A 13560-nucleotide genomic window follows, 5' to 3' on the forward strand; every position below is an offset into this window, starting at 1 on the left:
GTCGAATCGGGGTCGAAACCCAGTGGTTGGCTCCGACCGCCTCCTATAGCCTCGGAAGCCCGTCCTAGCAGGTCACAGTCGTTTCAACCCCGTGCAAGCAAAGATCAAGAGGTGCGTCGGATGTTCCTGACGATCAGTACGAGCGGTACTCCAGAACGTCCCGCCACCGACCTCGGCTTTCTGCTGCACAAGCACCCCGACAAGGCGCAGGCGTTCTCCACCTCGCACGGCACGGCGCATGTCTTCTACCCCGAGGCGTCCGCCGAGCGCTGCACGGCCGCGCTGCTGCTGGAGGTGGATCCGGTGGCGCTCGTGCGGCGCGGCAAGGGCAAGGGCCGTGGCGGCGCGCCCGATTCGGCGCTCGCGCAGTACGTCAACGACCGGCCGTACGCCGCGTCCTCGTTGCTGTCCGTCGCCATGAGCACCGTCTTCAAGAGCGCCCTGCGGGGTGTCTGCGCCGCGCGGCCCGAGCGTGCCGAGGCCGCGATACCCCTGCGTATCGAGGTGCCCGCGCTGCCCGCGCGCGGTGGCGCCGAGCTGGTCCGCAAGCTCTTCGGGCCGCTGGGCTGGACGTCGGTGGAGGCGCAGCCGGTGGCGCTGGACCAGCAGTTCCCCGAGTGGGGCGACTCGCGTTACGTACAGCTGGTGCTGGAGGGGGAGCTGCGGCTCGCCGACGCGCTGCGCCAGCTGTACGTCCTGCTGCCGGTGCTCGATGACGCCAAGCACTACTGGGTCGCGCCCGACGAGGTGGACAAGCTGCTGCGGGCCGGCGAGGGCTGGCTGGCCGAGCACCCCGAGCAGAAGCTGATCACGAGTCGCTATCTGTCCCGGCGCTGGGGGCTGACCCGGCAGGCGATGGAGCGGCTCGAGCTGGTGCGGCTCGCGGAGTCCGACGACCTCGAGGTCGAGGATGTGGACAACGCCGTGGACGAGACAACCGACACCGAGGAGAAGCCGGTGCCGCTCGCCGAGCAGCGGCGGGAGGCGATTCTCCAGGCGCTGCACGGTGCCGGGGCGAGCCGCGTGCTCGATCTGGGCTGCGGTCAGGGCCAGTTGGTGCAGGCATTGCTCAAGGACGTGCGCTTCACCGAGATCGTCGGAGTCGATGTGTCGGTACGCGCGCTGACCATCGCCGGGCGCCGGCTGAAACTGGACCGGATGGGCGAGCGGCAGGCCGCGCGGGTCACGCTGCTGCAGGGTTCACTCACCTATACGGACAAGCGGCTGGCCGGATACGACGCCGCCGTGCTCAGCGAGGTCATCGAACACCTCGATCTGCCGCGGCTGCCCGCGTTGGAGTACGCCGTGTTCGGGTCCGCCCGGCCGCGGACCGTGATCGTCACCACGCCCAACGTCGAGTACAACGTCCGCTGGGAGACGCTGCCCGCCGGGCATGTGCGCCACGGCGACCACCGCTTCGAGTGGACGCGCGCCGAGTTCCGCGCCTGGGCGGGGGCCGTCGCCGAACGGGACGGCTACGGCGTCGAGTTCGTCCCCGTGGGGCCCGACGACCCCGAGGTGGGGCCGCCGACCCAGATGGCCGTGTTCACCAGGACCGACAAGACCGAGGCCGCGAAGGAGGCGAAGGCAGCATGACGAGTACCACGACGAACACCGCCTCGACGAGGCGCACGCTCCCGGTGACCGACCTGTCCCTGGTCGTCCTCATCGGCGCCACCGGCTCCGGCAAGTCCACGTTCGCCCGTAAGCACTTCAAGCCCACCGAGGTCATCTCCTCGGACTTCTGCCGCGGCCTCGTCGCCGATGACGAGAACGACCAGAGCGCGAGCAAAGACGCCTTCGACGTACTGCACTACATCGCGGGCAAGCGGCTCGCGGCCGGTCGGCTGACCGTCGTCGACGCCACCAGCGTGCAGCCGGAGAGCCGCAGACAGCTGGTGCAGCTGGCCCGCCAGTACGACGTGCTGCCGATCGCGATCGTCCTCGACCTGCCGGAGGAGGTGTGCGCCGAGCGCAACGCCGCACGCCCCGACCGGGCCGGCATGCCCCGCCATGTCATCCAGCGCCACCGCCGCGAACTGCGCCGTTCGCTGCGCGGCCTTGAGCGCGAGGGCTTCCGCAAGGTGCACATCCTGCGCAGCGTGGAGGAGGTCGAGGCCGCCGAGGTCGTCCTGGAGCGACGCTACAACGACCTGACCCACCTCACGGGTCCGTTCGACATCATCGGCGACATCCATGGCTGCCGCTCCGAGCTGGAGACCCTGCTCGCCACGCTCGGCTATGTGGATGGGGCACACCCCGATGGGCGTACGGCCGTGTTCGTCGGTGACCTCGTCGACCGGGGGCCGGACAGCCCCGGCGTACTGCGCCGGGTGATGAGCATGGTCGCGTCCGGCAACGCGCTGTGCGTGCCCGGGAACCACGAGAACAAGCTCGGACGCTGGCTCAAGGGCAGAAACGTCCAGCACACGCACGGACTCGCCGAGACCATCGAGCAGTTGGAGAAGGAGGACGACGCCTTCCGCGAGCAGGTGCGGGAGTTCATCGACGGCCTCGTCAGCCACTACGTCCTCGACGGGGGCAAGCTGGTCGTCTGCCACGCCGGTCTGCCCGAGAAGTACCACGGGCGCACCTCCGGGCGAGTCCGCTCGCACGCGCTGTATGGCGACACGACCGGCGAGACCGACGAGTTCGGCCTGCCCGTGCGTTACCCGTGGGCGGAGGACTACCGGGGCCGGGCCGCCGTGGTCTACGGCCACACACCCGTGCCCAACACCTCATGGATCAACAACACCATCTGCCTGGACACCGGAGCGGTCTTCGGCGGAAAGATGACCGCTCTGCGCTGGCCGGAGCGCGAGCTCGTCGACGTACCGGCCGAGAAGGTCTGGTACGAGCCGGCCAAACCCCTTGTCACCGAGGCGCCCGGCGGCCGCGAGGGCCGGCCGCTGGACCTCGCCGATGTGCAGGGGCGGCGGGTCGTGGAGACCCGGCACATGGCCCGCATCGGCGTGCGTGAGGAGAACGCCGCGGCGGCGCTCGAAGTCATGAGCCGCTTCGCGGTCGACCCTCGGCTGCTCGCCTATCTGCCGCCGACGATGTCGCCGACCGCGACCTCGAAGGAGGATGGATACCTGGAGCATCCGGTCGAGGCTTTCGCGCAGTACCGGGCGGACGGCGTCGCGAAGGTCGTGTGCGAGGAGAAGCACATGGGCTCGCGGGCGGTGGCGCTCGTCTGCCGTGACGCCGCGGCGGCGCGCGAGCGCTTCGGGGTCGAAGGACCGACCGGCGCGCTGCACACCCGTACCGGGCGGCCGTTCTTCGACGTCCCGGCCGTGACCGAGGAGATCCTCGCCCGGCTGCGTACAGCGGTCACCGAGGCCGGTCTGTGGCGGGAACTCGACACTGACTGGCTGCTCCTGGACGCCGAGCTGATGCCCTGGTCGCTCAAGGCGTCCGGGCTGCTGCGCTCGCAGTACGCGGCGGTCGGCGCCGCGTCCGGCGCGGTCCTGCCGAGCGCCACCGCGGCCCTCGAAGCAGCGGTCACGCGCGGCGTCCCGGTGCACGGACTGCTGGCCAAGCAGCGCGAACGCGCAGGTGACGCGGCCGCGTTCACCGAGGCGTACCGGCGCTACTGCTGGACGACCGAAGGGCTGGACGGCGTGCGGCTCGCTCCGTTCCAGATCCTCGCCGTGCAGGGGCGTTCGCTCGCCTGCGTGCCGCACGACGAGCAACTGGCGTGGCTGGACCGGCTGGTGGAGCACGACCCCACGGGCCTGCTCCAGGTGACCCGCCGCCTGATCGTCGAGACCGGCGACGAGGCCTCGGTCGCGGCCGGTGTCGACTGGTGGCTGGAGATGACCGGCAGGGGCGGCGAAGGCATGGTCGTCAAGCCGCTCCAGGCCCTCGCCCGGGACGAGAAGGGCCGGCTCGTACAGCCCGGCATCAAGGTACGCGGCCGGGAGTACCTGCGGATCATCTACGGTCCCGAGTACACCCGCCCGGAGAACCTGGAGCGCCTGCGCAACCGGTTCCTGAACCACAAGCGCTCGCTCGCGCTGCGCGAGTACGCGCTGGGGCTCGAGGCTCTGGACCGGCTGGCCGAGGGGGAGCCGCTGTGGCGGATCCACGAAGCCGTCTTCGCGGTGCTGGCACTGGAGTCGGAGCCGGTCGACCCCCGGCTGTGAACCCAGCCGCACGGCTTGCGGGGAGGCACTGTCACTGCCTCCCCGCAGGCTGGACGATCCCGGCGCGCGGGCCGACCCGGCGTGCGGGCGGGGTCCGGAGTGCGGGCGGGTCCGGCGTGCGGGCGCCCCAAACGATCCCGGCGCCCGGGCTGACGCGGCTCGCCGCCGGGCGGGACGACCTTGGCCGCCACGGGCCGTCCCGACGCGCCCCGCGGACGGGACGATCCCGGCCCCCGGTGGGGCCGGCGTGTGCCGCCGGGTGGGACCGTTCCGGGGTCCGTGGCTCGGGCCCGCTGTGGGTCGTCCCGTACGCCCGGCGGCGGATTCGGCAGATGAGTGGGCCATTCGCCGGGTGAACCGGGCTCCGCGCGGCGAGTATGGGGTCATGGGATTCCATGTCGACTCCGAGACCGGGCGGCTGCGCCAGGTCATACTGCACCGGCCAGATCTCGAGCTGAAGCGCCTCACTCCGAGCAACAAGGACGCTCTGCTCTTCGACGATGTGCTGTGGGTGCGCCGTGCCCGGCATGAGCACGACGGCTTCGCGGACGTGCTCCGTGACCGCGGGGTCGAGGTGCACCTGTTCGGCGATCTGCTGCGCGAGTCGCTGGAGATCCCGGAGGCCAGAAAGCTCGTCCTGGACCGGGTCTTCGCCGAGAAGGAGTACGGGCCGCTCGCCACCGATCACCTCCGGGCCGCGTTCGACGAGCTGCCGACTCAGGATCTGGTCGAGGCGCTGGTCGGCGGGATGACCAAGCGGGAGTTCCTCGCCGGTCACACCGAGCCGACATCCGTCCGCTTCCACGTGATGGACCTGGACGACTTTCTCCTGCGCCCCCTCCCCAATCACCTGTTCACCCGTGACACCTCCGCCTGGATCTACGACGGCGTGTCCATCAACGCGATGCGCTGGCCGGCCAGGCAGCGCGAGACCGTCCACTTCGAGGCGATCTACAAGCACCACCCCCACTTCACCGGCCCGCGGGCCGGAGATTTCCACCACTGGTCGGAGGGGCAGGACGACTACCCCTCCACCATTGAGGGCGGTGACGTCCTGGTCATCGGCAATGGCGCGGTGCTGATCGGGATGAGCGAGCGCACTACTCCGCAGGCCGTGGAGATGCTGGCGCGCGGGCTGTTCGCCGCCGGTTCGGCCCGGACCATCGTGGCGCTGGACATGCCCAAGCGGCGGGCTCTCATGCATCTCGACACCGTGATGACGATGGTCGACGGCGACACCTTCACCCAGTACGGGGGGCTCGGCATGCTCCGCTCGTACACCATCGAACCGGCCGAAGGCCCCATGGCGCTCAGGGTCTCCGACCATCCGCCCGAGCAGATGCACAGCGCGATCGCCGCCGCGCTGGGCCTGAAGGAGATCAGGGTGCTCACGGCCACCCAGGACGTGCACGCGGCGGAACGCGAGCAGTGGGACGACGGCTGCAACGTCCTCGCCGTGGAGCCCGGGGTCGTCGTCGCATACGAGCGCAATGTCACCACCAACACCCATCTGCGCAAACAGGGCATCGAAGTGATCGAGATCCCGGGCAGCGAACTGGGGCGCGGCCGGGGAGGGCCTCGCTGTATGAGCTGTCCGATCGAGCGCGATGGCGTCTAGCGGTCCCGGGGACCGGCGGCCCCGGGGGCCTGTATAGCAATGCAGAGCATCGTATATACTTCCACGGTCATCGCGTCCGCGACCCAGGAGCAGCCACCATGGCGATACATCTCGAAGGCCGCCACTTCCTCAAGGAGCTGGACTTCACCGCCGAGGAGTTCCGCGGCCTGATCGACCTGGCCGCCGAGCTGAAGGCTGCCAAGCGGGCGGGTGCCGAGGTGCAGCGGCTGCGGGGCAGGAACATCGCGCTGATCTTCGAGAAGACCTCCACCCGTACCCGCTGCGCCTTCGAGGTCGCGGCCGCCGACCAGGGCGCGTCGACCACCTACCTCGATCCGTTCGGCTCGCAGATAGGGCACAAGGAGTCGGTGAAGGACACCGCTCGCGTGCTCGGCCGGATGTACGACGCCATCGAGTACCGCGGGCACGGTCAGGGTGTTGTGGAGGAGCTGGCCACGCACGCCGGAGTCCCCGTCTACAACGGGCTCACCGATGAGTGGCATCCCACCCAGATGCTCGCCGATGTGCTGACGATGACCGAGCACACCGACAAGCCGTTGGACCGGGTCGCGTACGCCTATCTCGGTGACGCCCGCTACAACATGGGCAACTCCTACCTGGTAACGGGCGCGCTGCTGGGCATGGACGTAAGGATCGTCGCACCCCGACTGCTCTGGCCGGACGAGACGATCGTGGCGCTCGCGCGCAGGCTGGCGGACCTGTCGGGCGCCCGCGTCACGCTCACCGAGGACGTCAAGGAGGGTGTGCGCGGGGCGGACTTCGTCGCCACCGACGTGTGGGTCTCGATGGGGGAGCCGAAGGAGGTCTGGGACGAGCGGATAGCGCTGCTCGGCCCGTACGCGGTGACGATGGACGTGCTGCGCGCCACAGGCACCGCGGATGTGAAGTTCCTGCACTGTCTGCCGGCCTTCCACGATCTGGGCACCAAGGTCGGCCGGGAGATCCATGAGCGGCACGGCCTGACCGAGCTCGAAGTCACGGACGAGGTCTTCGAGTCGGACCACTCCGTCGTCTTCGACGAGGCGGAGAACCGTATGCACACGATCAAGGCGATCATGGTCGCCACCCTCGCCGGACCGGATCACTAGGTACCTGCCGACGTGGCCGCCGACGTACCCGCCCAGAGGCGGCATCCGTAGGCCTGACGCCGATGAGTGGGGTTCGGGCTCGCATGCCCGGGCCCCGCTTTCAGTCGTCAGCTCCGCGACGAGAGCGTGAACCAGACCGCCTTGCCGCTGTCGGTGGGGCGGTGCCCGCAGGCCGAGCTCAGCGCGCGGATCAGCAGCAGACCCCGGCCGTGCTCCTGCCAGGGGCCGGGCCGGGAGCCGTGCGCGGGCAGGGGCAGATTCCCCGGCAGGGCAGGGTCGCCGTCATGGACCTCCACCTGGCAGCCCGTCGGCAGCAGCTCCACCACCAGCTTGATGGGGGTCCCGGTGCGGGTGTGCTCGACCGCGTTGGCGACGAGCTCCGCCGTGAGCAGCTCGGCCGTGTCGCTGTCCGGGGACACCTCGATGTCCGCCAGCGCCGTTCGGATCAGGGCGCGGGCGATCGGCACGGCGGCCGTGGTGTGCGGCAGGGCGATGCGCCAGGAGGCGGGGCCGGAGGCTTCGAGCAAGGTACGGGGTTCCGTTCGACGGCGCGGGGCGTGGTCCTGTCTTCAACCTTATGAAGCGTCGGCGGGCAAACGGGGTGCTGAGACCCGACCTGGATGGGACCTGTGCCACAGCTGGGACGCGACCTTTGCCCGGATACAAGTCGGCTACAACCTGCGTATCGCGCACTCGTGACGGAAGTCACGTATGAGTGATAACTTCGAGAGGCAGGCAGCCGACCGCCCGCTGAAGGAGGCCACACTCCATGAGCCCCTTTTCCGGCTCCGCGCAGGGCACCCAGGAATGGCGCCATCTGCGGCTCACCAGGGACGACGGGGTCGCGACCGTCACACTCGCCCGGCCCGAGAAACTCAACGCGCTCACCTTCGGCGCCTACGCCGACCTCCGCGATCTGCTGGCCGAGCTGGCGCGGGAACGTTCCGTGCGGGCGCTGGTGCTGGCCGGGGAAGGGCGCGGATTCTGCTCGGGCGGCGACGTCGACGAGATCATCGGCGCGACGCTCTCCATGGACACGGCCCAGCTTCTCGACTTCAACCGGATGACGGGACAGGTCGTACGGGCGCTGCGCGAGTGCCCGTTCCCGGTGATCGCGGCCGTGCACGGCGTGGCGGCGGGCGCCGGTGCGGTTCTGGCGCTGGCCGCGGACTTCCGTGTCGCGGACCCGTCGGCGCGGTTCGCGTTCCTCTTCACCAAGGTGGGACTGTCGGGCGGCGACATGGGGGCGGCGTATCTGCTCCCGAGAGTCGTCGGGCTCGGCCATGCCACCCGGTTGCTGATGCTCGGCGAACCGGTCCGCGCCCCGGAGGCCGAAAGGATCGGGCTGCTCAGCGAGCTGGCGGAGGAGGGCCGGGCGGACGCACGCGCAGCCGAACTGGCCCGCACTCTGGCGGACGGCCCGGCCCTTGCGTACGCACAGACGAAGGCGCTGCTCACGGCCGAACTCGACATGCCGCTGGCCGCGTCGGTCGAGCTGGACGCGGCGACACAGGCGCTGCTGATGAACGGCGAGGACTACGCGGAGTTCCACGCGGCGTTCACGGAGAAGCGCGCGCCGAAGTGGCGGGGGCGCTGACGATGGGGGAGGGTCCGGGGCGGAGCCCCAGTGACGGGAAGGCGCCGGGTGGGGGAAAGCCCCCCGCGCCGCAGCCGGCCCGGACCTCCGGCTCCCCGGCCGAGCAGGGGGTCCGGGTCCCCGAGCCCGGCCGGTCGACGGCCGCCGTGCCCGAGGCACGCCGACGCGCCCTCCGCGTCGCCGTCATCGGTGGCGGACCCGGCGGGCTCTACGCCGCGGCACTTCTGAAACGGCTCGACCCCCGCCGCGAGATCACCGTCTGGGAGCGCAACGCCCCCGACGACACCTTCGGCTTCGGCGTCGTCCTCTCCGACGAGACCCTCGGCGGGATCGAGCACGCCGACCCCGTCATCCACCGCGCGCTCCAGGAGCAGTTCGTCCGCTGGGACGACATCGACATCGTCCACCGCGGCCGCACCCTCACCTCCGGCGGACACGGCTTCGCCGCGCTCGGGCGGCGCAGGCTTCTCCACGTACTGCACCAGCGTTGCGCCGACCTCGGCGTACGCATCCTCTTCCGCACCCCCGCCCCGCCCGCCGCCGCGCTCGCCGCCTCGTACGACCTGGTCATCGCCGCGGACGGAGTGAACAGCCTCACCCGCGAGGCACACGCCGACGCCTTCGCCCCGCGCATCACCACCCACCGCTGCCGCTATATCTGGCTGGCCGCCGACTTCGCCTTCGACGCCTTCCGCTTCGAGATCGCCGAGACCGAGTACGGCGCGATGCAGCTGCACGGCTACCCCTTCTCCCTCGACGAAAGCACCGTCATCGTCGAGATGCGCGAGGAGGTCTGGCACGCGGCCGGGCTCGACGTCTGCGACGAGCAGGAGTCGGCCGACCGCTGCGCCAAGATCTTCGCCGATGCACTCGGCGGCCGCCCGCTGCGTGGCAACAACTCCACCTGGATCGCCTTCCGTACCGTCGTCAACGACCGCTGGTCCCACGGCAATACGGTCCTGATCGGCGACGCGGCCCACACCGCCCACTTCTCCATCGGCTCCGGCACCAAGCTCGCCGTCGAGGACGCCCTCGCGCTCGCCGCCTGCGTCGAGGAGCAGCCGACGCTGGACAAGGCCCTCGCCGCGTACGAGGCCGAGCGCCGCCCGGTCGTCGAGTCGACGCAGCGCGCGGCCGCCGCCAGCCTGCGCTGGTTCGAGGAGATCGCCACCTGTCTCGACCAGCCGGCCCGGCAGTTCGCCTTCAACCTGCTCACCCGCAGCCGCCGCGTCACCCACGACAATCTGCGGCTGCGCGACCCGGCGTTCACCGACTCCGTCGAGCGCGACTTCGGCTGCCCGACCGGCACACCCCCGATGTTCACGCCTTTCCGGCTGCGTGGACTGACCCTGCGCAACCGGGTCGTCGTCTCGCCCATGGACATGTACTCCGCCGTGGACGGCGTCCCCGGCGACTTCCACCTCGTCCACCTGGGCGCACGGGCTCTCGGCGGCGCCGGCCTGGTGATGACCGAGATGGTCTGTGTGAGCGCCGAGGGCCGCATCACCCCCGGCTGTACCGGCCTCTACACCGCGCAGCAGGGCGCGGCCTGGCGTCGCGTCACCGACTTCGTGCACCAGCAGTCGCCCGGCACGGCGGTTGGCGTCCAGCTCGGCCACTCCGGCCGCAAGGGCTCCACGAAGCTCATGTGGGAGGGCATCGACGAACCACTTCCCGAGGGCAACTGGGCCGTCTCGGCCGCCTCACCTCTCCCGTACCGCCCCGGCGTCAATCAGGTCCCGCAGGAGCTCGACAGCGCGGGACTCGACGAGATCCGCGAACAGTTCGCCTCCGCGACCCGGCGGGCCGTGCACAGCGGCTTCGACCTCCTCGAACTGCACTGCGCCCACGGCTATCTGCTCTCCGGCTTCCTCTCCCCTCTCACCAACCGGCGGACCGACGCCTACGGCGGCCCGCTCGCCCATCGCCTGCGCTTTCCTCTCGAAGTCTTCGACACGATCAGGGACATCTGGCCCGACGACCGGCCCATGACCGTCCGCATCTCCGCCACCGACTGGGCAGCGGGCGGCAACACCGCCGACGAGGCGGTCGAGATCGCCCGCGCCTTCGCCGCCCATGGCGCAGACGCGATCGACGTCTCCACGGGCCAGGTGGTGCCGGACGAACAGCCGGAGTACGGCCGCTCGTACCAGACCCCGTACGCCGACCGGATCCGCAACACCCTCTCCGTCCCCGTCATCGCGGTCGGCGCGATCTCCTCCTGGGACGACGTCAACTCGCTGCTGCTCGCGGGCCGCGCGGACCTCTGCGCGCTGGCAAGGCCGCATCTGTACGACCCGCACTGGACGTTGCACGCGGCGGCCGAGCAGGACTACGCGGGACCGGGAGCGAGCTGGCCGGATCAGTACCGGGCAGGCAGCCGCAGACCCCCGACCGGTCGCACGGACGCGCCCAGGCCCCGGCTCACTCTGAACTGAGGCACTCGTGGCACCGGCATGGATCGGGATGCGGGTCGCCGTGGTACGTACGCCGGCCGTCCGCGGCGATCCGCTCCAGCATCGTGGCGTGCTTCTTGGCCTGCTCCCGCGTCATCGGCGGTCCCCCGCCCGCGCCCGACGGCGCACCGGAGCCGCCCCTGCGGGGTCTCGCTCATGCCCGGATACGACGCGGGCGCACCGTTCACGGGTGCACGAAGGCCGCGCCCGCGTCCCGCAGCCGTGCGTGCAGGCGCGCGAAGACCTCCGCGGACCGGCCGCCCGGCCAGCCCTGCGGCAGCAGTTCGGGCGGCAGTCCCGGATCGATGTACGGCAGCCGCCGCCAGGAGTCCAGCGTCGGCAGATAGTCCCGGTACGCCTCCCGCGCGGGCACCTCGTCGCGCGCCTCCCACGCCCGCAGCACCGGCTCGTGCAGATCCAGGAACTCCTCGTGCTCCTTGGCGATCGCGCCCAGGTCCCACCAGCGCGCCACCGCCTCCGCCGTCGCCGCGAAACCGAGATGCTGGGCGCGGAACAGTTCGACATACGGGTCGAGTTGGAGCCGGCGCAACGTGTGCCGTGTCTCCTCGTACAGCCGCGCGGGCGCGATCCACACCCCCGGTGCCGCCGACCCGAAGCCGAGCCGCCCCAGCCGCGAACGCATCAGATGGCGCTTGTGGCGCTCGGCCTCGGGCACCGAGAAGACCGCGAGCACCCAGCCGTCGGAGAGCAGCGGGGACTGACGGGCGTAGATCCGCCGGTCGCCGTCGTCGAGCAGCTGACGGGCGTCGGCCGACAGGGAGTATCCGGCCGCACCGTCCGCGGTGCGCTCGGGCACCAGCAGGCCCCGGCGTTTGAGCCGGGAGACCGATGAGCGCACGGACGGCGCGTCGACGCCCAGGACCGCAAGCAGACGGATGAGTTCGGCCACGGCGAGGGGACCCGGCCGTTCGCGTCCGTACGCGCCGTAGAGGGTGACGATCAGGGAACGGGGAGTGTGCTGCTCGGCCACGTGATCACTTTAGGGCCCGCAGGCGGAAGCGCTGCAGCTTGCCGGTGGGGGTGCGCGGAAGCGCGTCCAGGAAGACGATCTCGCGCGGGCATTTGTACGGTGTCAGCCGTCGCTTGACCGCTTCGGTGAGCGCGACGACGGTCTCCTCGCCGGCCGGGACCCCTTCGCGCAGGACGACGTACGCCACCGCGATCTGTCCTCGCAACTCGTCAGGGCGGCCGACGACGGCGGCCTCCGCCACGTCCGGATGGTGCAGCAGCGCGTCCTCCACCTCCGGGCCCGCGATGTTGTAGCCGGCCGAGATGATCATGTCGTCGGCGCGGGCGACATAGCGGAAATAGCCATCGGGTTCACGCACATACGTGTCGCCGGTGAGATTCCAGCCGTCGTGCACATACTCCAGCTGCCGGGGGTCGGTCAGATAGCGGCAGCCGACCGGGCCGCGCACGGCCAGCAGCCCCGGCTCCCCGTCCGCGACCGGGTTGCCGGTGCGGTCCACCACGCGCGCCTGCCACCCCGGCACCGGAATCCCGGTGGTTCCCGGTCTGATCGCCTCGTCCGCCGCCGAGATGAAGATGTGCAGCAGCTCGGTGGCGCCGATGCCGTTGATGATGCGCAGCCCGGTCCGCTCCTGCCACTCCTGCCAGGTGGTCGCCGACAGATTCTCACCGGCCGACACACAGCGGCGCAGCGAGCGGATGTTGTGCGTGTGGAGGCTGCCCAGCATCACGCGGTACGCGGTCGGCGCGGTGAACAGAACGGACACCCGGTGCGTGGCGATCGCGGACAACAGCTGGCTGGGGCCCGCCTGTTCGAGCAGCAGGGTCGAGGCCCCGGCCCGCATGGGGAAGACCACCAGACCGCCGAGCCCGAAGGTGAACCCGAGCGGCGGGCTGCCCGCGAAGACATCGTCGGGCTCGGGCCGCAGCACATGGGCGGAGAAGGTGTCGGCGACGGCCAGCACATCGCGGTGGAAGTGCATACACCCCTTGGGGCGGCCGGTCGTGCCCGAGGTGAACGCGATCAGCGCGACGTCGTCGGCCGCTGTCCGCACCGCTTCGTACGGCTGAGGCGCAGCGGCGGCGGCCAGCTGCACCAGATCGTCGGGGGAGTCGCCGCCGTACGCCGTGATCCGCAGCCCCGGCACCTCGGCCTTCGCCAGATCGTCGAGCGAGCGGATGTCGCACAGGGCGTGGCTGACGGCGGCGATCTCGCACACCGTGGCCAGCTCCTTGGCCCGCTGCTGGGCCAGGACGGTGACCGCCACCGCGCCCGCCTTCATCACGGCCAGCCAGCAGGCCGCGAGCCATGGCGTGGTGGGCCCGCGCAGCAGGACCCGGTTTCCGGGGACGACGCCCAGGCCCGAGGTGAGCACCTGCGCTATGCGGTCGACCTGGTCACGCAGCTCTCTGTACGTCCAGACCTCGCCGCCTCCGGTGCGGAAGACGGGCCGGTCCGCGCCGAAGCGCTCGATCGTACGGTCCAGCAGCTCGGCCCCGCAGTTGAGGCGCTGCGGGTAGCGCAGCCCGGGCAGCTCGAAGAGAAGTTCCGGCCACTGCCCGGCGGGCGGGAGATGGTCGCGCGCGTAGGTGTCGAGGTGGGCCGAGGGTGACAGCTCCATGGTTCGCCCCCTAGGGCCTG

General features: G+C 70.9%; 10 protein-coding genes. 6 read left to right on the top strand and 4 right to left on the bottom strand.

What is annotated here, in order from left to right; all coding sequences use genetic code 11:
• Window positions 1-120: 120 nt before the first annotated feature.
• The 4 genes from ACQEVG_RS29360 to argF all read left to right on the top strand — a co-directional run bounded on the left by ACQEVG_RS29360 (window position 121) and on the right by argF (window position 6875).
• Entirely contained in the window at window positions 121-1596 is a 1476-nt protein-coding gene (locus ACQEVG_RS29360) for a 3' terminal RNA ribose 2'-O-methyltransferase Hen1 (protein WP_432989290.1), read from the top strand.
• Window positions 1593-4148, top strand: a complete 2556-nt coding sequence (locus ACQEVG_RS29365) for a polynucleotide kinase-phosphatase (protein WP_432989292.1) — start codon at window positions 1593-1595, stop codon at window positions 4146-4148. The genes ACQEVG_RS29360 and ACQEVG_RS29365 overlap by 4 nt, the downstream gene beginning before the upstream one ends.
• 385 nt (window positions 4149-4533) lie before the next feature.
• Complete coding sequence (locus ACQEVG_RS29370; RefSeq protein ID WP_432989294.1) at window positions 4534-5766, top strand: arginine deiminase; 1233 nt, start codon at window positions 4534-4536, stop codon at window positions 5764-5766.
• 98 nt (window positions 5767-5864) lie between these two features.
• Window positions 5865-6875 carry an ornithine carbamoyltransferase gene (argF, locus tag ACQEVG_RS29375; RefSeq protein ID WP_432989296.1) on the top strand — a complete coding sequence of 337 codons (1011 nt, stop codon included), beginning with the start codon at window positions 5865-5867 and terminating at the stop codon, window positions 6873-6875.
• A gap of 107 nt (window positions 6876-6982) precedes the next feature.
• On the opposite strand, the gene ACQEVG_RS29380 is transcribed toward argF, so the two are convergent.
• Complete coding sequence (locus ACQEVG_RS29380) at window positions 6983-7402, bottom strand: ATP-binding protein (RefSeq protein ID WP_432989298.1); 420 nt, start codon at window positions 7400-7402, stop codon at window positions 6983-6985.
• 242 nt (window positions 7403-7644) lie between these two features.
• Between ACQEVG_RS29380 and ACQEVG_RS29385 the strand changes: the two genes are divergently transcribed.
• Window positions 7645-8472 carry an enoyl-CoA hydratase family protein gene (locus tag ACQEVG_RS29385; RefSeq protein ID WP_432989300.1) on the top strand — a complete coding sequence of 276 codons (828 nt, stop codon included), beginning with the start codon at window positions 7645-7647 and terminating at the stop codon, window positions 8470-8472.
• A 2-nt stretch (window positions 8473-8474) separates the two neighbouring features.
• Complete coding sequence (locus ACQEVG_RS29390; protein WP_432989302.1) at window positions 8475-10910, top strand: bifunctional salicylyl-CoA 5-hydroxylase/oxidoreductase; 2436 nt, start codon at window positions 8475-8477, stop codon at window positions 10908-10910.
• Here the strand turns inward: ACQEVG_RS29390 and ACQEVG_RS29395 are convergent.
• The 3 genes from ACQEVG_RS29395 to ACQEVG_RS29405 form a co-directional block, all read right to left on the bottom strand.
• Window positions 10897-11025 (bottom strand): hypothetical protein, encoded by a 129-nt coding sequence (locus ACQEVG_RS29395; RefSeq protein WP_432989304.1) that lies wholly within the window; start codon window positions 11023-11025, stop codon window positions 10897-10899. The genes ACQEVG_RS29390 and ACQEVG_RS29395 overlap by 14 nt on opposite strands.
• Before the next feature lie 87 nt (window positions 11026-11112).
• Window positions 11113-11919 (bottom strand): PaaX family transcriptional regulator, encoded by an 807-nt coding sequence (locus ACQEVG_RS29400; protein ID WP_432989306.1) that lies wholly within the window; start codon window positions 11917-11919, stop codon window positions 11113-11115.
• Window positions 11920-11923: 4 nt separating this feature from the next.
• Window positions 11924-13540 (bottom strand): AMP-binding protein, encoded by a 1617-nt coding sequence (locus ACQEVG_RS29405; protein WP_432989308.1) that lies wholly within the window; start codon window positions 13538-13540, stop codon window positions 11924-11926.
• Window positions 13541-13560 lie beyond the last annotated feature (20 nt).

It is taken from the genome of Streptomyces sp. CA-135486, assembly GCF_050936555.1.
Taxonomy (GTDB): Bacteria; Actinomycetota; Actinomycetes; order Streptomycetales; family Streptomycetaceae; genus Streptomyces.